Source organism: Legionella nigrisilvae, from assembly GCF_977063395.2.
In genome coordinates this window covers 48458-70377 of sequence record NZ_CDRUGZ020000038.1, presented here as the reverse complement: position 1 = coordinate 70377, position 21920 = coordinate 48458, and the positions used below count along the sequence as shown (strand labels likewise).

Here is a 21920-nt window from a genome sequence, read left to right as displayed (position 1 = left end):
CATGGAACATTTTCCTGAATTCCCATACTTTTTTATCTTTGGCTTTGGTTATACGGCCGAATTTTTAGCAAGAGAACTTTCTCAATTGAATTTTAGAGTGGTTGGTACAACTCGAGATAAAGATAAAATTCTAAATAATGTTCAAAAAGATTACAAACTCATTGATTTTAATGGGGAGGAAATAACCTATTTCTTAAATAAGGCAACTCACATTTTAATCAGTATCCCTCCTTCAGGACAAGGTGATCCTGTCCTTTCATGTTTTAGTGATTTAATCATGCAAAACAAAACACATATTCAATGGATGGGATATCTTTCTTCTACAAGTGTTTATGGGGATCATCAGGGGGCTTGGGTAACGGAGGAATCGGACTCTAAAGCAGCAGGAAGTCAAGGTAAGTTAAGATTAGTTGCCGAAAATAAATGGATGATTTTCGCCAGAGCACAAGGAATTCCATTTCATATTTTTAGATTGGCAGGAATCTATGGACCACATCGTAATGCAATAGAACGAATCATCGGCGGAAAAAAAGTCAGTATTTACAAAGAGGGACAAGTTTTCTCCAGAATCCATGTTGCGGATATTGCTGCAGTCATTAAGGCCTCCATAATGAATTCGCAGCCTTATTCAATTTATAATGTTGCGGACGATGAACCTACCCCGGCGCATATTGTGGATGCCTACGCTGCATCATTACTCAATCGGCCGCCTTTACCACTTCTCTCATGGGAAACAGCAACCCTATCTCCAATGGAACAACAATTTTATGCAAGTAATCGTCGGGTTTCTAATGCTAAGATTAAAGAAGAATTAAAGATAGACCTGCTTTATCCTTCTTATAGAGAAGGATTAACTCAACTTTTTAATGATAGTTATAAGGGAAAAATTTAGAGCTTCGAACTTGTAGAAATAAAATTGCTACAATAAATAAGTGTGCTTATGAGAGACTGACAATGTCGGACGAATTACTAGATGTCCTGGTTGTTGGGGCTGGACCTGTGGGTTTATTTTGTGCAAACGAACTAACTCGTCAGGGTTTGAATTGTCGGATAATTGATAAAAAGTTAACAACTAGTGATAAATCCAAAGCATTAGCGATTCATATTCGAACACTTGATCTTCTTAGGGATTGTGGTTTTATCGAAGAAATTCTGATTCAAGGACATAAAGTTGATGGCGTCTTGTTTAAATCTAAAGGTCAAGAGTTAATTCATGCAACCTATGCAAACGTAGAAGCAAATTACCATTTTGTTATTGATCTTCCACAAAGTAAAACAGAACAAATTCTCCATCAAGGGTTGATTGATAGAGGATTGCATGTTGAGTGGCAAACGGAACTTACACAAATAGAACAAGGCTCCAATCATGTCGTATCTACCCTAAAACATGTTGATGGCCGTATCGAAGTAGTTCAGGTGAGTTGGGTTATTGCGTGTGATGGTTCACACAGCACCTTAAGAAAGCAAGTTAATGCCGAATTTATAGGTTCTTCGTATAAGCAAACATGGTGGTTGGCTGATGTATTGATTGATTGGAAATTACCTGAAGATAAATTTATTCTTTATGTCAGTGACAAAGGCCCAGCCGCATGCTTTCCCATGGGAGAAAAACGGTATCGTATCGTTATGACCGCCCCCGAAAAAATTATGAGCCAGGAGCCCACAATGGAGGATATAGTCCAGGCTTTTAAATTGCGATGTACGGATCCAGCCACACTTCATGATCCTGTTTGGATCAGCCAATTCGGTATCGATCACAAACAGATACAAAATTATCGTTATGGTCGGGTATTTTTTGCAGGTGATGCAGCGCATGTTCATAGTCCTATGGGGGGACAAGGTTTAAACACTGGCTTACAAGATATCTATAATTTGGCTTGGAAATTAGCGCTCGTACATAAAGGATTGGCACATGATGCCTTACTGGATAGTTACCACAGTGAACGTCACCCCATTGCAGCAGGAGTTTTGAAAAAAACCGGGGTAATGACCCATTTAATTATGATAAGCAATCCATTGCTAATTAGGTTACGCAATTTTATTTTACATACTGCCATGTCGTTTGATGCGATGAAAAATTTCATCCTTAATGATCTGGCTGAATTGTCCGTGAATTATGCTAAGAGCCCCATCGTAAGAGTTCTGGGTCAAAAGACGCAGTTCAAAACAGGTGGATTTCTTCTTGATTTTCCTTTGATTGATGCCCACAGTAAAGAGAAAAAGGGGTTACACCAAATAACCCAAGGGATACGACATCATTTATTATTATTTACTGGTCTTGCATCGAATCAATCCGCTCTTTTATTTAAAATATTAGCCGCTATGGAGGAGCGATTTAAAGGGTTAATCCAAACACACATAATATGTTCTAATTCTGAAATAACATTACCTGTTGAAGAGATGTCGCTATTAATTGACGAGAATCAAAAAATGCATCAGTTCTTTAAACTCAATCAAGCCACTGCCGTCTTGATTCGTCCGGATAAATATATTGGTTTAACTCAAATGCCAGTGAATAAGGAAGCATTACTGGAATATATGGAACATACTTATTTTCAGGTGGAAGCTCAAATTTGATTCAGGATTATACATTAAGCGTTCCAAAACGGCATATCCTTTATCGGGCTCATATGAACTTCATCGAAGACATTTTGAAGTGTCATCTTTTGTTCCATGCGTAAAAATTATATCATCTCAAGCATGAGTGATTTATTTTCAAAAAAATAATAAACAGATTGTCGGGTTGAAATGTAAAATAGGTTGTAATCAACCTAAAAATAGAATAAAAAATTGCATAGTAATCTGTACCGTCTCATTGATACAAAGTACACCCTTATTCAGGCCACACCTTCATAAAACTATGGACTGTTACATGCTGATAGGGAAATGTCTAATTATATGGATCACATGAGTTGAACTACCCAGAAATGGACCTATTTATAAAATAGGTACGCTAAAAAATATTGAATAAAAATAATGAGAAATGGATTAATACTTTATGAAAATAAAATTACTGGCGCAATGCGTCAATATTTTAAGGATAAAAAGTACCTTACTATGTTGGCTTTTTTGTTTTGTGTTTTCAGTGAATGGTTTTACGGCTCCTAGCGAGGCTGAACTCATTAAAAAATTACAAGCTATCGAAAAGAATTCGAATACAGTAATGGGGATTACTGCTATCTACATAGAGAAAAATAAAACAATTACACACAATAGTAACCAGCGTTTTTTCATGGCAAGTACTATCAAGTTACCCATCGCAATGGCATTTCTGCACCGTGTCGATGAAAAAAAAGACTCCTTAGATCGCGTGATTAAAATGGACTCGAGTGATTCTGTTCCAGGTTCTGGAGCATTGCACTATCTATTTGAAAAGAAAAAACTCAGCATTTCATTAAAGCAGATATTGATGCATACACTCAAAAATAGTGATAACAGTGCGAGTGATGCGTTATTACAAGCGGCTAATGGGCCTAAATATGTAGCAAAACGGATGAGCGTACTGGGATTTAAAAATATTTTTATTAATCGATCTATTATGGAAATGTTTTTGGATACAAACCATGTAGACCATTCATTTTTAAGAAAACGTCAACCTATCTCTTCCTGGCAAAAAATATCCAATCGTGTGCCTCTCAAAGAAAAGCAGCAAGCATGGCAACGTTTTGAAAAAGATATTCGCGACACCACAACGCCTGATGATATGGCAAAATTACTCGTTAAATTATACAAAAAGGAAGCACTCTCGGAATCGAGTACTGATCTTCTGATGAATATTATGGAGCAATGCCGAACGGGTCGAAGTAGAATAAAAGGGTTACTACCACCCAATGTGAAGGTAGCTCATAAAACGGGGACTTGGTCAATTTATGAACGAGATTATTTACGATATCCCGGTTCCAAAAAACTGTATCGTTTTGTCAGTGATGTTGGGATTATTACTTTACCCAAGAATAAGGGACACATTGCAATTGCAGTATATGTTAAATCTAAATCAGCGAGTGATTATCCTCGCAGCCGCGCTATTGCACTTGCCAGTCGCGCTATTTATGATCATTTTATGAAGTCATAATGGTCATCCTATTCATTTAACCCCGGTATCTATCACATAAACCCGGGTTTTGCTGCGCTGCACCAAATACGACGGATTTTTCAAAAAAATGTTAGAAAAGCTCTCTTATTTCGTATACTCTGTCACAAAATTAAACTTTGACAAGGAGGTTGGGATGCGCCGTTGTTTGACTTTGGTTATTCATGGACTCGTTTATTTGTTCCTGAGTTTTGGTTTATATGCTCAGTTACCCTGTGATTATCAGGAATTATCTGCTGCAGAAAAGCAAAATTTATTATGGAATGAAATCATCTTAAGTAATTCAGAAGATCAATTACCTCCATTAACGGGTAGTAGTTTTAACGAAGTACTCGATAAATTAAAAGGTCTTTTTAACTTAAAACCTACATTTGATTATGCCAGTGATGAACTGCCCGAGGGGCGGGTAAAAATTATTCATGCGAATGGTTCGGTAGGAAAAATCGCTTGGATTCCTGCAGAGGGTCATCCGTTCACGGGTATTTATCAATCCGGTGGAGTTGGGCTTGTACGTCTTTCTCTGGCCACGCCACCTGCAGATGATACTTATATTCCGGGAATGGCAATTAAAATTTTAATCTCGAATCACTCTTCTTTAAATTTACACGTCATGAATTTGCTTGAGGGACAAAAAGAGAATTGGAATTATTTTGCAAAAGATTTTTCCAATCAAATCCCCCATCCTACCAGTTGGACCTTGATTGCCATTGAGAAAATATTCGAATTTACTCGTGACCCAGCGAATAATCTACCTCTATGGCATTTAGCCGCCTGGTCAAATGAAGGGAAATATAATGGGATACCTGTGTTTCCTGAACGACTTTATTTTAGACCCACTAGCTTTGTCAAAGATTTGATTCCGGAAACCTCTCGAGAGGATTTTAGAGTTTCGTTCTTGCAAGTACCTATGGGACCTCTATATGAAGTCTATGGAGAATATCAAGGCACAGAGTACCATATTGGCACCTTAGTCTTGGAAAGTCCTTTATTGGCTTCAAATTATGGTGACAAAAAACTATTCTTTCAGCATCAAAGATAATCCATCAATCGTAGCCTAAGCTCAGGGGCGCCATCTTTATATCAAGCCCCAGTTGATTGCAGCATAGGCTACATGATTTATTATTCATTTAATCTTTAGTTCACTAAACGCACCGGGGGAAGGACGATTTCTTCCTCCTTCGATGCAAGGATCAATTCTTTGGGATTGATTTTGTTTGAGGTGTTTAACTCCATGAATGATATTGGGGATGGTACTACAGGTCTACCAAGGAGACTTAGTTTTTGTATACTGCTATTTAATTCATTATCCGGAAGAATTTTTTGGCTCCTTGCTTTGTTTCGTTCTTTATATGCTAACGGGCCTTCATCTGAATTAAGCACTTTACATCTTAAAACATTGCGCAGGTAAAATTCTGCAGTTGTTTTATCCACTGCTTTATCACGATTCTCCAAAATATAGCGAAATACCTGCTCGATTTGTTTCTCTTCAGTTTTGCGTGCTTCCTTTCCACAAAGTGTATCTAAATTGAAAATATGTGCTAGGAGACTTTGAAAACCATCATGTCCGTGAACATAAGTAATATGGTAGTTATTGTGTATTACTGGTCTTGCTGTTTCGGTTTCTTTTGTTGCATCCCAGCGGTTCCAGAAAAGATAAACTAAAGGCCATGCTGCTCTTTCTTGTTCTGACATATTGGTTCTGTCGTGGATTGCATCCGTATGAAAAAGAGTGTGAACACTATTACTGTCAAGATAGAATTGAAATTGATGATTTATTCGTTCAATAGTTGCTGCTAAAGCTTCAGCGGTGGAGTCGTCATAGTTTACCCCCAAACTTTTAGCCATCAATTGAATGGCATCAAAACGGATGGGGGCATGACTAAATAAAGTAATTCCCTGCTCACTTATTGTGTAGTCCAGTACTTTTAAAGTGGGTTTATAGCATTCATTGACTAAACGCCTTAGCTCTTCATGGGAAATTATATCGTTTTCAAGTAAGAGCTTAAGTCCCCAAAATGAAGGGATTTGGAAATCGCCTATATAACCTGCAGGCAAAAAGGGTTTCCCTGCCATCAACTGCTCGAACGCGTAGAGGAACTCACTGCCATGATTAGAGATAAGAATATTTAAGGGACAACGATTTTGTTGAAGTAAGTTGAGAATTTTGAGTGTGAAGAAATCACAATTTCCACGATCCGCAATTTCATCACCAAGAAGGCGAATCATGGTTTGATTATCATGGACTTCTATCTGTTCCAAGAAGTGATTAAATTGGGCAACATAATGAGACAGCTTATCTTTAGGTTCAGTTAACTTGTTGTTTAATTTTAGGTGTTCCTTTTCAGCTGTTTGTAACTTTTCTAGTGTTTGTTGCCGCAGGGCTTGATACTGTTGAGTTTCATTGTTGCCTTCAACGGATAATAATTTATCAAGATGGGCAATGCGTTCTTTTGCATTATCTATTTTGATTTGAGTTAATTGCAAAAGAGTACGAGCTTCCAGGTACTCTTCAAGGATCCCACCATATTCTTCATAGAGTGTTACAAATTGTTGATAGGCTGTTTCAGCATTTTTAACGGAATCTTTAAATCGAATGATTTGATGCCGAAAAAGGAAATGTATGAGGTTGATTGGATTGCCATGTAAATCTCCGAGAGTGATAGAGCCTAAATTGTATTGCAACTCATTTGGAAATTTATAAATATCAATATTTTTATTGATAAGGTGATTGGTCATCCATAACCTAGGCTTATGATCTTTATTAAAAGAAAATAATGGATCGGCTCAAAAATATCAAATAAGAAGTATGCTTATTATTTTAGAAGAATTAATGCCAAATTTAAAAATGAAAGGCACGCAATTACGAGAAAGGTCAAAATCATTCCCTGGACACGAAATTTTAAATGATGTTGTTTCCTAAGAAATGCATATGCATGGAAAAATCGCCCCAGGAAAAAGAAAAATACCAAGATAGACAGAGTTATCCAGCTAGCCTTATTTGCTTCCGCACAAAAAAGCAATATCAATGTGAGCGGAACATATTCGTTAAAATTGCCATGAGCTCTTATTGCCTTTTCCAGATCAACACATTCGTTACAGCCAATAGTCACTTTATATTTTCGCCGCAAGGTCACAACATAAATTGAGAGATAAACATAAGCTAGAGCCAATAAGGAACTGCTGATGGTTGTTACCGGATACATTTATTCCTCCTCTAAAAATGAATCTATAAAATCCGAAAAGCACTGTTGAACTTGCTCGAAAGCAACTAACCATGGTAGATGCCCTGCTTTAGTGATTATTTTATTGATAATGTTTTTTTCTTGAAAGCTTTGGTTTTCGACAAAGATTTTGGGCGGACAAATAAAGTCATGTTCGCTCGCAATTGTCATTGTAGGTATGGATTTTGGAATCCATTTACAGGAATAATTTGGATAAAAATGTTCAATAGCATGATAATAAGCTGCATTATTAAACGCAAAAAGAGCGATAACTTTCTCTCCTGCCTCCAATTCATCGGATGTAAAGCAATAATATTTATAAGTGTTCCAAAATTCTTTATAGGTATCATTTGATGGATTCAAATGATATTGACCGGCAGCAGGAACCAGATCGGGTAAATGGTGCAGTTGCTGCATGGCATGTACATGTTGGAAGAAACTGTTTTCCAGAGTAGTATTCATTAATACTAAACCGGCCAGATGGTGTTTTAATTCGGGTAGATTTAAAGCGAACATTCCTGAAAAACTGTGCGTGACCAATATCGGTTTAGGAAATGATTTTAATAAATCAATTAAACCATCTTGCCAATATTGAATACCCAGTTCACCTTGAGTATTGGTGCCATCTTTAGGGAAGTCTAAAAGAAAAGAAGAGCCAGGCAAATGTAATGTGTTACATAAATCAGTGAGATATTCCGATCCTAAACCTGGACCAGCAGGTAAGAATAGCCAGGAATAGCCAAAACCTTTCTTCTGTTGTTTTATCCTATAACCAAATTTAGAGTAGTGCATGCTTTTTATTATCTCTTTTATCAGGTTGTTATCATAACATATGGATTAGTTGAATTAATGTTGCATTAACATTTATAGTAATTTTAAGGGAGCTCTATTAACTCGATAGAAGTATGAAGTACTCTATCGAAACAGGGAGTATATTTGTGAAAAAAACATCACATATCGTTTTTTCAGGTCTTTTTTTATTTTCGGCTCATGTACATGCAACTTATCTTAACTATAGTGGTAGATGTCAGTTTACATTGACTCGCGATAGATATGCTTATTGTTTGGAAAAAGAGATGGTCTTTTATGACAATAAATTTAGCCAGCTCTATAGTAATTTAACCCCTGTTGCATCAATTGCTGCAACAGAAGCATTAGCAACACAGGTGGTAGAGCCGGATTGTGATGCTATAGCAAAAAAAATTGGCGCGGGTTTGGAATATCATATTGCGTTTCGAACCTGCATGATTTATATCACCAAAGAAAAAATTGCCTGTATCAAGCGGTTTATACCTTGTCAAACCTGTTGGGGGAGAGGGTGGGCTAACTCCTTAAAAAGACCGTATTTATTCTTAGAGAACGTTTCCATTAATATGTCGGACCCTACGTGATTGTATAAGATATAAGGCAAAAGCAGCGAAAATCAAGCGTGATGTTGTGAACCGTACCCCATGATGATCTATTTATCAAATCAACCTGGGTTACGGTTTCAACGGTTCAAACTACTTAATGTGCAGGTTTAGATGCAGGTTCTGGTGTAGAAGTTGGAGCTGATGTAGTGGCTGGTGCAGCCTCAGATTTGGAAGAAGCAGCAGTACTTTCGGCACAAGCATCAGCAATAGTATCAATTTCTGCGTCATATTGTTTGTCCGTCATATCATTGGATTTTTTGAGCAAATCCACTAATTTGGGTTTGGCACAATCGCAGAAAGTAGTGATTAATTTTTTATCTTCATCAGATTGTTTGGGAATAACCAGGGCCCAGCGATCCTGACAATAATCAGTTACATCACTATCTTTGGCTTTATCTAAACCAACATCAGCTTCTATGGAATCCATCGCATCATGGAGCAAGGTTCTTGAGATACACATCTGAGCTGCTTTTTGAACGGCTGCTTCACTATCTAATTGTTGTTTAGCTGCACAGGCACAATATTTTTCCCCAAAATTCTTAAAATCTACTTTGTCTTTTACATCATCTGCTTTTTTCATCCAGGCATTAGTACAACGAGATTGAAAATCGTCCGGCGTATCAGCATAAGTAGCTAAGGAACATAACATTGCAAGAATAGCTATACCGATTCCTTTTAAAAAGAAACGATTCATAGTCGGTCACTCCTTGTGATGGTAAATGGATTACTTCCTCACTGAGGATAGCCAATGTATTACCGGTAAGCTATAGAATTTTTAAAAATTTAATTTTTTATTCTTCTAAATCGAATAAATTTTTTAAATAAAAAACAATAGTCATAATAAAAACGGAAGAACACGGGGCTCGAATAAAGGATTTACAGGAGAGGATATCTTGGATAATGATCTCGCAGGAAAAACAGAGTCGGGAAGATGGATTAAATAGGGAATAAGAGATCGGATGTAGGGCTACCAGCCCTACAAACTGGATATTTAATTACAGATTGCTCTTATCGGATAAGTTCCTAAATTATTAACTTGCGCTTGAGTTCCAGACTCTGCCAACACAGGAATCTGTTGCATGTTGGACACGGTTGATACTAAAAAATCACCTTGTTTAAATGTAGTTCCATTAAATGTCCCTCTCCCACGAATTATCTGAATAGAAATCTGGCTTTTTACGCTTGAAACGGCATGCACTTCACAAAGCATAGATATTTTCTGTTTATTGGTGTTCGTTAAAACCACTGATTTATTAGGCTCAAGATTAATTTCAACAGGAGAAGCAAGAACAGAAGTGCTCACTAAAAAAAGGATGTTATATAAAACTCTATTCATAAACCGGTGCATAATTGTCCTTATAACTTATCGATAAAAGAGCTTTTGCATAATCTGCTTTTTTGTTGCTACCTATCTCTGTTGATGTGCTGTTCATTTACTACAGCCTCTTGAAATAAAAAGGCCGAGTTAAAGCAAAATCTACAAAATATGCCAGAACTATGATGAAAATCTAGAATATACCGCAATTTTAAATTAGACAAAATTAAAATTTAAAAATGAGTCTAACAGAGGTTACTCAACCAATGAATCAGACTCGATACTTCGAAGTTATTCTGTTATCAAATCTGATTTGAGCCTTATAATAAATTTCAATGGACTGTAGGTTGAGGCTGTTTTTTCTGTTGCAATGCACTCACAAAATTTCTGATTGTACGCACCTCCTGACCCAAAAGGCAGTCGGCTTTACCTGCCTTAATAAAGGCGCTTAATTCTTTACCTAAATTACCGTTTTCCAAAGTCGCTATATGCGGGGTTAAATCAACGCGCTCTCCCTTTAAGGCTTTGCGTACGGCATCAACGGCTTCACTTTTTTGTTTAAAACTTTTCTGAAAGCGGGTAAAAAAATTATGAAAATACTCTTTAGTATTCCCTTCAGAATCCACTACTTTTTTTCTATCCTCAAGATAGCCGGTAAGGAGTGCACTGATGTCATATTCCCTGACTTTTTTCTTATTTCCAAGTGAAGTATACTCTTGGATAATTTTCTCAATGCTTGCACCATGTTTCACGCGGTATTCTTCTACCTTCTCATGATTTCCAGCTAAAATATAACTTTTGACAATGTCATCAGTATTATTTTTTGTACGGTATTCTTCAACTTTCTTGTGATCCCCAGCCAAAGCATAACCTTGGGCAATCGCCGTTAAGCTCGCATTGAACCGCTTCCGAAATTCTTGAACTTTGTCATGATTACCAGCTATAGCATAGCCTTGAGCAATTAAATCAACTATATGAGTACTTACGTTAGGTAAAAGTAAATATTCCTCGACCTTATTATGATTCCCAATTATTGCATAGCTTTGAGCAATCCCGTAAGCGCTTGCATTGTGCCGGATACGATACTCGTCAACTTTCTTATCATTTCCTGCTAAAACATAATATTTAGCAATTGCATGAACACTTACGCGATGTTCTTTACGATATTCTTCAACTTTTTGATGATTACCGGCGAGCGCATAACCTTTAACAATTGAACTGGGAGATGCTGAATGTTGCATCCGATACTCTTCAACTTTCTCATGACAATTAGCAATCGCGTAGCCTTCGGCAATTGCATTTGCGCTTGCGTTATATTTCGTCCGATATTCTTCTACTTTAATATGATTGCCCGTTCTCGCATAGCCTTGAGCAATGGCATCAACACTTGCGTCATGCTCCTTACGATATCGTTCAACTTTAAGATGATTTCCGGCTCTGGCGTAACTTTGCGCAATTGCGTCAACACATGATTTCTTCTGACTTGCTTCCCGATAGTATTCAACCCTTGGGTGAATTCCAGTTAAAGCATAACCTTTAACTATGCTATCAATATTGGCATTGTGTTCTTCTAGATAATATTCAACCTTTTCATGTTTTCCTGCAGAAGCATATGCTTCCGCAATCTCATGAACGCTTGCATTATATTTTGTGCGATAATCTTCTACTCTTTTATATTTTCCTGAAAAAGCATAACCTTTTGCAATTGCATGGACACTGGCTTTATGTGTTTCTCGATATTCTTCAACTTTCAGAAAATATATATCTCCCGCAGAAGCATAACCTTGAGCAATTAGATCAACGCTTGCGTTATGTCTTGTGCGATATTCTCCAACTTGAGTATGATTTCCAGCTAATGCATGGGCATAGGCAATGTGATCAACGCTTGCTCCTAGTTCCCGCAACCACTCAACTTGTTGAAATTTTCCTTTTAATACTAAAAGACCTGCTGGAGTAATTAATGGATTATCGCCTCTTTTCTCATCAATATGTAATCCTTTTAATCTCGAGCGTAAGTCTTCTTTGGATGTTGCTTGTAGTGCTAATTCATAAATTAAGTTGAACATAATTGAATTTGAACTGATCAATAATGAGAATTATTGTACATCAATTGATCCTGTTAGTCGATTTGTATTTTTACCTAAGTGCGTGAATTAATAAATGAATAGGATTGAAAAGTGGAACATCCCATGTAAGAATTCCATGTGAAAATTGGACTTAAATAGATAAAGGATCATCACATGTTAAAAAATCTTCTATCCGTTGCTGCTTTTTTCTTATTATCATGCTCAGCATACGGTATGCCCGAGGAAGAAAAAACCTTTCTTGCAAATCAATGTCATGAAGTGTCGCTAAAAATTGAAGCATTAAACGTTGATCAAACAAATTCCTGCTCATCCATAATTCAAGAATCTGCGAAATTAGTAGACCGTAGTGGACAGTTCATATTAAAAGAGTATTGGTTTAACGCACGGACTGATTTGCATCGTTCCTATAGATTATTAACGGATGCGAATAAAATGAATTGTAAATCAGGCACAGAAATTTCCACTACACAAAAAGAGATTGATGACATTTTAGAACAATTATACGGGTTGGAATAAGCCAAAATTGGAAAGGGTGTCTATTATACGTTTTGAGGGCTCGATCTTTAGCAAAAGGAAACGCAAATGAAAATTATTGTAGTCGGAGGAACTGGAATAATAGGTGAAGCAGTCTGTAAAGAACTTTCGCAACGTCATACAGTGATTACCGTAGGGCATACAACGGGTGATTTTCAAGCAGACATTAGGGATGCACATTCAATTGAAAAGCTTTACCAATCGGTGGGTTCATTCGATGCGGTTGTTTCGGTCACTGGGGAAGTGTATTTTGAAGCATTAACGAACTTCACTGAAGAACAATATACCATGGGCTTGAATAGTAAATTAATGGGACAAATCAGATTAGTATTGGCAGGCCTTAAATACATTAATAAGTGCGGTTCATTTACTTTAACCAGCGGTATTTTAAGCCATGATCCCATTCCGATGGGAACATCTGCCGCTATGGTCAATGGCGCGATCGATTCTTTTGTCAAAAGTGCTGCGATCGAAATGCCTCATCATCTTCGTATTAATTCAGTAAGTCCTACGGTCATATCGGAATCAATGAATCGTTATGCTCCTTTTTTTCGTGGTTTTGAATCGGTGCCGGCGAGTCGAGTTGCCCTGGCATTTAGCAAAAGTGTCGAAGGTGCGCAAACCGGAATGGTCTATTCTGTAGAATAAAATTTTAGAATCCACATATGATGTCGGTATGTGTCGCTTGTAATCTAGCAATTTAAGGATATTTTAGCATGTGGGTTAGAACCGTTTGTTTTTGTTTCTTTTCATATCTTTTTGCTGGAGAAATAAGGGCGGCTATTCCTGCTGATTTTATATTTCATGATAAACCAGTGGATGCGTTGTGTTTCTTTAATATGGAAGGAAATGAAATTGATTTGAATCAATGCGGGTTAGCAAAAGAAAATTACGTCATGAAAGGGCAAAACTCGAAGCTTATTGCCGAAGGTTTTATAGGTTATAATTGGCAAGATCCCGAATTTTCAGATTCAGCCCAAGGATATAGCTATTATAAGTTCTTTAATGCAGGAGAAAAATTATATTGGCTTTACACTCTTAATAGTGGTGGTGGCACTGGAGTTTTTACTGCCATCCATCTTGTAAAGAGAAATAAGGCGGATATTTTGAATCTTGAAACTTTAGCAGGGGGGGATCGTTGTAATGGGGGTTTACAAAACGTGTCCGAAAGCAACCATCACTTAATCTTTAGTCAAAATCTTACCGCCTATGATCTTATTGCATTATCCAAAGAGCCTGATCCTAGGGTTAAAGCATATGATGATTTGGCTGCTTGCGCTATTTGTTGTGTTGCTAAAGCATATTATAAAGTCGATTCCAATGCACAATTGAAATTTGATTATGTTGATCTAGGAACTATCGCAGATACCAAAGAAATGCCTAATCAAGGTTCACTCCAGTCCTGCTTCAATCAATTATTCATTTCTTATGTTGCGGCAGGTAATTCCAAGCTAACACAAAATACCTTAAATGAGTTTGCTGCAAAATTTAAGCAAACATGTACAAAATTGAATTAAAACCAGGTAGAAAATTTTTATCACTGTGCTTTTATCTCTTATCTTGTGGACAAAAAAGCATGATGTTTTTTTACTGATACGGGTACTCGCTGTAAGCGCTTTGATTTCCGATACTCTGCTTAATTCTTAATTTGAGCTATGCTTATTTCAATAGTCAGAGCAGGATATTGTGGTCTAAGGGAGAAGATCAAGAATGAGTTACTTTAATGCGAAGGACCCAATATGTAAGACTCAAAGATGTCCGGAACAAGTTAGTGTAGTGTTGCTCCCTCGGGCAGTTGATCTGGGTGGATTTCAAGTAGAGCGTATAATCCCCTCTAAGGAGAAAAAAACTGTAGGCCCTTTTGTTTTTTGGGATCAAGCAGGACCAAGCGAACTGCTAACGGGAGGAGGAATCGATATACTTCCGCATCCACATATTGGTTTATCAACCATGACGTATCTATTTTCTGGAAAATTGGAACATCGAGATACACTTGGCAGTTGTCAAATTATTGTTCCTGGCGAAGTGAATTTAATGACAGCGGGTCGAGGGATTGCTCATTCAGAGCGTACGCCATATGAAGCTCGTTTATATCCACATCACTTCTTTGGCATTCAATGCTGGCTCGCATTAGCTATTAACAAAGAAGAAACCAATCCTTCATTCACCCATTATGATAAAAGTGCCATTCCTATATATAATGATGATAAAAATATGAGTTTGCGAATTGTTACTGGCGAATGGATGGGCTCTAAATCATCGGTTATTGCTCCAAATGGTGCACTTTTTGTCGAATGTAAATTAAAACCTCACATTCAATTTAGTATTCCATCCACAGTAGAAGAGCGAGCAATTTATCTTTTAAGTGGTAAGATAACTATTGAGAACATTCCGTATAACGCAACTAGCATGCTTATCCTTAAAACAGGAGTTGAAGTCAAAATAACGGCTACTTCTGAGGTCCATATGATTATCTTAGGTGGGCCCCCACTTGAACAACGACGATATCTTTGGTGGAATTTTGTAGCCAGTTCTAAGGAACGAATTGAGCAGGCAAAATTGGATTGGAACGAAGGGCGGTTTGGGACCATACCTGGCGATGATAAAGAATGGATCCCTTTACCCGAATAAACAGTTGTGCAGTTTAAAATACTTCATTTAAAAGGACCTTGAAAAATGAAAAAATCAGCTCAGGAAACTCAATATCTCAAAGAAGGAACCATTAAAACCAAATTGACCGGTTATAATCTGTTGAATAATTCCAGATTAAATAAAGGGACCGCATTTACTGATCATGAACGGGATGACTTTTCTCTTCACGGTTTATTGCCTCCTCAAGTGAGTACTTTGCAAGAGCAGCAAAAACGTCGCTACGATGGATTGACTGAATTGTCTACTCCATTAGAAAAGTACAGTTTCCTACGGGGTCTCCAAGATAATAATGAAACACTGTTTTACTCGTTGATTATTAATAATATTGAGGAAATGCTTCCTATCGTTTATACCCCCGTAGTTGGTGAGGGATGTCAGAAATTCAGTGAAATATTTCGCAAACCACGAGGTCTATTTCTTAGTTATCCTAATAAGCATTTGATTGATCAAATTTTTTCTCATCCCCGCTATGATCTAATCAAGTGTATCGTTGTAAGTGATGGTGAGCGTATTCTCGGTCTGGGTGACCAAGGCGCGGGAGGCATGGGAATCCCTATTGGTAAAATGGCACTTTATACTGCTTTGGCTGGCATTCCCCCACAATATTGCTTGCCTATTTTACTGGATGTGGGAACTGATAATGAAGAACGATTGGCAGATCCTCTTTATGTTGGTTGGCGACATCATCGTATTCGTGGGGAAGAGTATGATGCATTTGTGGATACTTTTGTATCTGCAGTGAAACGTCGTTGGCCGCATGTTCTTCTACAATGGGAAGATTTTGCAGGCGTAAATGCAACACGGTTATTGGCCCGTTATCGAGATCAACTGTGCACATTCAATGATGACATCCAAGGAACTGCAGCGATGGCGACAGGGACCTTACTTTCTGCTATTAATGTCACTGGAATTCCACTGAAAGAACAAAAAATCGTATTTGTAGGTTTTGGTGGCACGGGACATGGAATTGCTGAATTGATACGAGGGGCTCTTAAAGATGCAGGATTAAGCGATCAAGAAGCCGGCGATCGTATCTATGCGGTGGATAGATACGGACTTCTTGTTGAAGGGGGTAAAGGATTGACTGCGGATCAGGCTACTTTTGCGCGTAAACGCTCCGAAGTATCTGGATGGCAGCTTAGCAATTCAGAAGAAATCGGATTGCTCGATGTGGTTCGCAATGTTAAGCCGACGGTGCTTATTGGCGTTTCAGCCCAACAAGGTGCATTTACTGAAGAAGTGGTCCGTACGATGGCAAAGTATACCGATCGCCCCGTTATTTTCCCGCTTTCTAATCCAACTTCTCATAGTGAAGCAATACCCCAAGATCTGTTTAATTGGACGGAAGGTCGTGCTTTAATTGGAACAGGAAGTCCTTTCGAGCCTGTACAGTACAAAGGGAAAGAATATCATATTGATCAAACAAATAATTCATACATTTTTCCCGGTTTAGCTTTAGGAATTATCTCTTCCAAGGCAAAACTGGTTTCCGATGGAATGATCAAAGCGGCCGCCCTAGCGCTTGCCGAATGCTCTCCAGCCCGAGAAAATAAATCGGCTAATCTATTACCCCCATTGGCAAACCTCCGCTCAATTAGTCTTGCTGTAGCCAAAGCAGTCGGAAAGCAGGCAATATTGGAAGGGCTTGCTGGGGTTAATGAAGCAGGATTTGAGGAGGAGCTTGCAGACAATGTATGGGAACCAGTTTATCAGCCTTACCACATTGACCATTAAGTAGATTCTCAATGATGGTTGGGATAGCCTAATCATCATTGAACCACTTTGGTGTGCGTTGACGTATAATTTAGATAAAAATCATTATGTTAAATATTAATTCAAATTAATGCAACTCTGTGATAAAAATACTGTGGTATGATTTTAAAAATGAAGAATAGTTTCCTTATTTGAAACACAAATAAAGCTAGGCTGGATTCAATTTCATGGGGGATATATCATGAGGAACTCCAAGTTGTCTTTGGATTTAAAAAAGGAATATTCCGAAGATCTATTTTCAAATAATCTCACCTACGAAATTTCTCATGATTACTTAATGGAGTTATTGGATGTCGGCAAATTAAATGTGTGGCAATGGGATTTAGGCACCAATGAAATAATTGATTTTGGCTACTCTGAATCACTATCCATTTTAAATGCAGACAGCAAAGTGGGGCATATCGATCATTTTATAACACGACTTCATCCAGAAGATCGTGAAGAAATTGCCAATGCCTTAGTTAATTCTCTGACCCATTATGAGGACCATTACTCAGATTTTCGTATTCAATCCACTAAAGGACATTATGAATGGGTATCGGCTCGTGGACGTTATATTCGTGATGCAGAAAATAATCCGATTAAAATGATTGGTACCTGGCATTTTATTACCGAACAAAAACAAAATCAGGAGTTAATTAAGCAGCAACAAACGACTCTTGATCGAATATCAAGATGTTATTTTTCCGGAGAAGCAGCCTCCTCATTGTCTCATGAAATTTCCCAACCGTTATCGGCACTGAATTCCTATCTATTAGGTAGTATTTTACGTTTACAGCAAGAGGGGTCCAGTTCAAAGGAGTTCATCGTCGTGCTCCAAAAAGCATTGGAACAAGTTGACCTAATAAGTACTATTATTAAGCGAATGAAACGTTTCGTGACCCATGGAGAATTGCATTTTGAGCGAGTAAATTTAGTTTCATTAGCGAAACAGTCTGTTATCTTGTCAAAATTTTATTCGAATTTTTCAGGAACAGTTCACTATGAATTCGATGAGTATTTGGCCGAAGTCTATTTGGATCGCAATCAAATGCGCCAGGTATTTCTAAACCTTATTAATAACGCTTTTGAAGCAATGTTCGATGCTCAAACCAAAAATCCTTCGTTACTACTTAAGATAAAAAAGCTGGGTACGGAGGTACTGGTATCTATTGTTGATAATGGGCCTGGAGTGCCTCAAGGGGTCCTCAATAATTTATTTACTTCGTGCTATAGCACCAAAGAGTATGGCTTGGGTCTGGGGCTAAGTATTTGTAAAAAAATTATTGAGGCTCATGGCGGGCGCATTAAAATAGAATCAAATACTGCTGGGGAGGGAACTATAAGTTCTTTTAGATTACCTAACCATATTTTGGAATCATATAATGAATAAGACAATTTATATTGTTGACGATGATGAGAATGTATTACGTGCTTTGAAATGGCTTTTTGATTCAATGAGTTTTGAAGTAAAAACTTACTTGGATGCGACAAGTTTTCTCGAACAATATAATTCAAAACATATGGGCTGTTTAATTTCCGATGTGCGTATGCCTGATATGGATGGTCTTGAGCTCCTCGAAAAATTAAAAAGACAAAATAGCTTACTCAAAGTGATTATTATTACAGCGTACGGCGACATCCCCATGGCCGTAAGAGCGATAAAAGCAGGAGCTATAGATTTCATTACCAAACCTATCAATGAGCAGGATTTATTGAAGTTAATTAAAAAATGCCTGGAGCACTACCCCGATCATGTTACACGCGCAATTGATCAATATGAACTTTTGACGGAGAGCGAGTTACGGGCTCTTGACGTTATTTGGAATAAAAATTAATTTTATTTTCTTTTGATAGAAGGAATTGCTCTCGGCGTCAATCTACCCCGCCTTGTTTGAGTGATCATACCCTAACCTATCGTCAACCCATATCTTACGCTCAGAAAATAAACCCTTATGTCCCACGCTATTAAGCCAAAATAATCCTATATCCTTTTAATTAGATCGGACGTTGAATTTATATATTCAATATCCAAGTAAGGCTCTGATCCGATTGGTGTAATCACTTAATGGAGTTTGCATCATAAAATCTTTTAAAGGTGTTTCAATCTCAAAATACAAGATATTGGCTAAAAAACCATAACAACAGGCATCCAGTGAATGGACTTTATTGCCAAATAGATAATCTTTATCTCCTAAAACATAAAGAATCGCTTGCAAATCGTCGATCCCAGATTGATATATATCCTTGGAGGAGTACCTACCAATACCCTGGTAATGATATTTTTCAAGATTATATTTTCGTACCTGCTCAAGAGAGGTTTCTGATAATTCAGAAAGTTGTTTTAAGAATTCAGCTTTGAACAACGGCCAGAATTGTTCATCTTGCCAACGCGAATAGGACATAATCCAATATAAATGATTATCTAGCATTCGATTCATCAAAAAATGGATATTTTTTTGTTCCGCGGTTAGGTCATGATCTAAATTCACATATTTTTGTGAAAGATGGTGCAGAATTGTATTACTATCTGTAATAACCTGCTCTTCATCAATCAGGTAAGGTAACTGCCCGCGAGGTGCATTTTGGGTATTAATAATATGCATATGTTGGTAATCAATTTTGGTTAACCGAAGAAAAGTCTCCACTTTTAGTCCAAAAGGATTATTATCCGGCAGGCCAAAAAGCTCGGGATAAGAATACAAAATTATCATCAAAAACCTCCTGTGATTTGCGCATTACCAATATAATAATTTTTAATAAGCTCTCGAGCAAAGCTCGCTTTCTCTATTTATTTTTAGGTGCCGCAATACAAGTGACTTCCACAAGTAAATCAGGCAGTGCTAATGCGGCTACTCCAATAGAAGCACTTGTATAAGAAGAAACGGGGATACAATTTTTTCGGGTGGCAAAATAAGCCTGGCCATTTTTCTCAATATTAACAATGTACGAGGTCATTGAAAGAATGTGCTCTAAGCTTGAGTGAGCAGCATGCAGAGCGTATTCAATATTTTGAAATAGTTGGCGAGTTTGAGATTCAATATCCAAACCGACTATTTTCCCTTCTTTATCTTGTCCTGCTTGGCCAGTGACGAAAATCAAATCATTATATTGAATGCACTGTGTAAACCCATACTTTTCATAAGAAAGTAATTCGGGAACTTCGATTACCTTTTTGGGCATGATTATTCCTTTAACGTCTGTAGATTATCTTCCTCTTAACTACTAAACCGATCGAGAGCTAAGAAGGTCCATTAAGTTTATATGTTCTCACAAACAGCCCCATCAGCGAATATAAATAATTACACCTTTTTTCTTTAGGATCGCATAAATTGTAATTATTTTGCTCTTTTGTTACAAAAATTAACCATTTGTGGGCGGTTTATGGGATGATTTAATATTTGGTTAATAAATAATCAGTATTATATAAGCTATTCCCTTATCGCGCTGGGAAACCAAATAAACCCATAATTAGGGGGAGGCGATATGCCACATTCGGTGACACTGAATCAAAATATTCAAGATTTAATTCACAAATTAGGCTTAATAGATCCAAGTCTCGTTAAACTATTTGAACACCAAACGACCACTGATATAGACACTATAATTACTTGGTATCAAACATGTCCGAAAATTAAGAGTAATGAGGAAGCTTTTTTTTTGGTTACCTCCTTACGCGCTAATTTATTAAGAGAACTTAATAAGTCATTAAATTCCGGAAAACGGGAAGAAGATACTACAAAAACCCCAATGTCTGCAAAAGCTAAATATGCCTTACTTGCCCTTGCGGGTATTACTTTTTTTGGTTGTGAAGGGTTTGATGGTATCACCGCATTTATGGGAATTTTTTCTTCTATACCGTCACTTGCTATTTTTGCGACGGGGCTAGCATTTTCAATTATTTCCATGATTGTATTTTGCAGTTTTGATTTAGTTGAAATCTCAAAAAATCTGGGAGTCAAATCTTCAGAAACTCCCCAATTAATTGATGCGGCACTCGACGAATTTAAACAAATAAAAGCAATGCGTGCACGACTTATACGTCTTGCCAAAGAGGAGACAGTAACCAGAGATGAGCTCGATAAATACCTCAAGCTCGCAAAAATTTTACTGCAAAGGCACAAAGAGCTTGATGAAATTCGCATGGATTTAACCTTAGCCTCTGAGAGTATGTACTTAACTGCTGCAAAATTTCTTACTGCGGGGGTTGCAGGGATGATCTTTTTCAGTGGTGGTTTTTTTGCAGGGCAGACCGTATCTTTAGCGATTGCAAGCTTATTTGTGACGACCATGTCTGCAACCGCATGGCCCATTGTTGTTGCAGCCGTCGTTGTGGGTTTAGCAGCACTTGCTGTGTACTGGTTTGTAGAACGCCCAGGAATTGAAAATCTGATCAGTCGATGGAAGGGATTGGATAAAGAGAAAATAGATGAATTATGTAAAATTGATCTTGTGGATAAAGAGGCAGGGAAACTCAATGACTTAATTAAGGATCTTGATTCTCAAATTAAACGTGTAGATGAAACGGCTGCAGATAAAGCACAAATCGAGAAGATGAAAAAAGAAATAGATCGTTTGAAGCAGGAGAACAGCGAGTTAAATTCAAAAGTAGCGGGAGCAGAACAAACAATAGATCAATTAACGAAACAGCTCAAAGAAAGACCAGTAATGGAATCTGAACCTGCAAATGCTGGTTCTGTAGATGCTCCAATGGCTCCATCAGATCCCACTGACTCATTCCAAATTTACGGATCCTCAGCTGCTGGTCATTCTTTTTTTGGTATGAAAAAATCAGCATCTACTGGAAATCTCCTTCATTTAGCACGAAAAGAGAATACAACACCTAAGTGGATTTAG

At 37.5% G+C, this 21920-nt stretch carries 21 protein-coding genes; 13 read left to right on the top strand and 8 right to left on the bottom strand.

Going from position 1 to position 21920, the window contains the following annotated elements:
- Position 1 precedes the first annotated feature (1 nt).
- From ACWTE2_RS22695 to ACWTE2_RS22680, 4 genes are all read left to right on the top strand, one after another.
- The gene (locus ACWTE2_RS22695) at positions 2-892 is read left to right on the top strand and encodes an SDR family oxidoreductase (RefSeq protein WP_454784502.1); all 891 of its coding nucleotides are present in this window, start codon (positions 2-4) and stop codon (positions 890-892) included.
- Between the two features lie 62 nt (positions 893-954).
- Complete coding sequence (locus ACWTE2_RS22690; protein ID WP_454784501.1) at positions 955-2577, top strand: FAD-dependent monooxygenase; 1623 nt, start codon at positions 955-957, stop codon at positions 2575-2577.
- 421 nt (positions 2578-2998) lie between these two features.
- Positions 2999-4072, top strand: a complete 1074-nt coding sequence (bla, locus tag ACWTE2_RS22685; protein ID WP_454784500.1) for a class A beta-lactamase — start codon at positions 2999-3001, stop codon at positions 4070-4072.
- A gap of 154 nt (positions 4073-4226) precedes the next feature.
- Positions 4227-5129, top strand: coding sequence for a hypothetical protein (locus ACWTE2_RS22680; protein WP_454784499.1), 903 nt, complete (start codon positions 4227-4229; stop codon positions 5127-5129).
- Positions 5130-5224: 95 nt separating this feature from the next.
- Here the strand turns inward: ACWTE2_RS22680 and wip are convergent, their stop codons facing one another.
- The 3 genes from wip to ACWTE2_RS22665 form a co-directional block, all read right to left on the bottom strand.
- Positions 5225-6826, bottom strand: coding sequence for a Dot/Icm T4SS effector Wip (gene wip / locus ACWTE2_RS22675; protein WP_454784498.1), 1602 nt, complete (start codon positions 6824-6826; stop codon positions 5225-5227).
- A 77-nt stretch (positions 6827-6903) separates the two neighbouring features.
- Entirely contained in the window at positions 6904-7293 is a 390-nt protein-coding gene (locus tag ACWTE2_RS22670) for an MAPEG family protein (RefSeq protein WP_454784497.1), read from the bottom strand.
- Positions 7294-8103: an alpha/beta hydrolase gene (locus ACWTE2_RS22665; protein ID WP_454784496.1), complete on the bottom strand. Its 810-nt coding sequence runs from the start codon at positions 8101-8103 to the stop codon at positions 7294-7296. It lies immediately after the preceding gene.
- A 146-nt stretch (positions 8104-8249) separates the two neighbouring features.
- Between ACWTE2_RS22665 and ACWTE2_RS22660 the strand changes: the two genes are divergently transcribed.
- On the top strand, positions 8250-8702 hold the full coding sequence (locus tag ACWTE2_RS22660; RefSeq protein ID WP_255464233.1) for a hypothetical protein: 453 nt from the start codon (positions 8250-8252) through the stop codon (positions 8700-8702).
- A 115-nt stretch (positions 8703-8817) separates the two neighbouring features.
- Here the strand turns inward: ACWTE2_RS22660 and ACWTE2_RS22655 are convergent, their stop codons facing one another.
- From ACWTE2_RS22655 to ACWTE2_RS22645, 3 genes are all read right to left on the bottom strand, one after another.
- Positions 8818-9417 (bottom strand): hypothetical protein, encoded by a 600-nt coding sequence (locus ACWTE2_RS22655; RefSeq protein WP_454784495.1) that lies wholly within the window; start codon positions 9415-9417, stop codon positions 8818-8820.
- Between the two features lie 297 nt (positions 9418-9714).
- Entirely contained in the window at positions 9715-10059 is a 345-nt protein-coding gene (locus ACWTE2_RS22650; RefSeq protein WP_483099542.1) for a hypothetical protein, read from the bottom strand.
- A 311-nt stretch (positions 10060-10370) separates the two neighbouring features.
- Entirely contained in the window at positions 10371-12104 is a 1734-nt protein-coding gene (locus ACWTE2_RS22645) for a hypothetical protein (protein WP_454784493.1), read from the bottom strand.
- Positions 12105-12278: 174 nt separating this feature from the next.
- Here ACWTE2_RS22645 and ACWTE2_RS22640 point away from each other — a divergent pair, with 174 nt between their 5' ends.
- From ACWTE2_RS22640 to ACWTE2_RS22610, 7 genes are all read left to right on the top strand, one after another.
- Positions 12279-12641 carry a hypothetical protein gene (locus ACWTE2_RS22640; RefSeq protein ID WP_182391728.1) on the top strand — a complete coding sequence of 121 codons (363 nt, stop codon included), beginning with the start codon at positions 12279-12281 and terminating at the stop codon, positions 12639-12641.
- Between the two features lie 66 nt (positions 12642-12707).
- Complete coding sequence (locus ACWTE2_RS22635; protein ID WP_454784492.1) at positions 12708-13307, top strand: short chain dehydrogenase; 600 nt, start codon at positions 12708-12710, stop codon at positions 13305-13307.
- Between the two features lie 68 nt (positions 13308-13375).
- On the top strand, positions 13376-14176 hold the full coding sequence (locus tag ACWTE2_RS22630; RefSeq protein WP_454784491.1) for a hypothetical protein: 801 nt from the start codon (positions 13376-13378) through the stop codon (positions 14174-14176).
- Positions 14177-14369: 193 nt separating this feature from the next.
- On the top strand, positions 14370-15290 hold the full coding sequence (locus ACWTE2_RS22625) for a pirin family protein (RefSeq protein WP_454784490.1): 921 nt from the start codon (positions 14370-14372) through the stop codon (positions 15288-15290).
- Positions 15291-15335: 45 nt separating this feature from the next.
- Positions 15336-17045 (top strand): NAD-dependent malic enzyme, encoded by a 1710-nt coding sequence (locus tag ACWTE2_RS22620; RefSeq protein WP_454784489.1) that lies wholly within the window; start codon positions 15336-15338, stop codon positions 17043-17045.
- A gap of 220 nt (positions 17046-17265) precedes the next feature.
- Positions 17266-18456, top strand: a complete 1191-nt coding sequence (locus ACWTE2_RS22615; protein ID WP_454784488.1) for a sensor histidine kinase — start codon at positions 17266-17268, stop codon at positions 18454-18456.
- Complete coding sequence (locus tag ACWTE2_RS22610; RefSeq protein WP_454784487.1) at positions 18449-18901, top strand: response regulator transcription factor; 453 nt, start codon at positions 18449-18451, stop codon at positions 18899-18901. Before ACWTE2_RS22615 ends, ACWTE2_RS22610 begins: the two co-directional genes overlap by 8 nt.
- A 186-nt stretch (positions 18902-19087) precedes the next feature.
- Here the strand turns inward: ACWTE2_RS22610 and ACWTE2_RS22605 are convergent, their stop codons facing one another.
- Complete coding sequence (locus tag ACWTE2_RS22605; RefSeq protein ID WP_454784486.1) at positions 19088-19777, bottom strand: glutathione S-transferase family protein; 690 nt, start codon at positions 19775-19777, stop codon at positions 19088-19090.
- A 73-nt stretch (positions 19778-19850) separates the two neighbouring features.
- Positions 19851-20246: a RidA family protein gene (locus ACWTE2_RS22600; RefSeq protein WP_454784485.1), complete on the bottom strand. Its 396-nt coding sequence runs from the start codon at positions 20244-20246 to the stop codon at positions 19851-19853.
- A gap of 303 nt (positions 20247-20549) precedes the next feature.
- Between ACWTE2_RS22600 and ACWTE2_RS22595 the strand changes: the two genes are divergently transcribed.
- Complete coding sequence (locus tag ACWTE2_RS22595; RefSeq protein WP_454784484.1) at positions 20550-21920, top strand: coiled-coil domain-containing protein; 1371 nt, start codon at positions 20550-20552, stop codon at positions 21918-21920.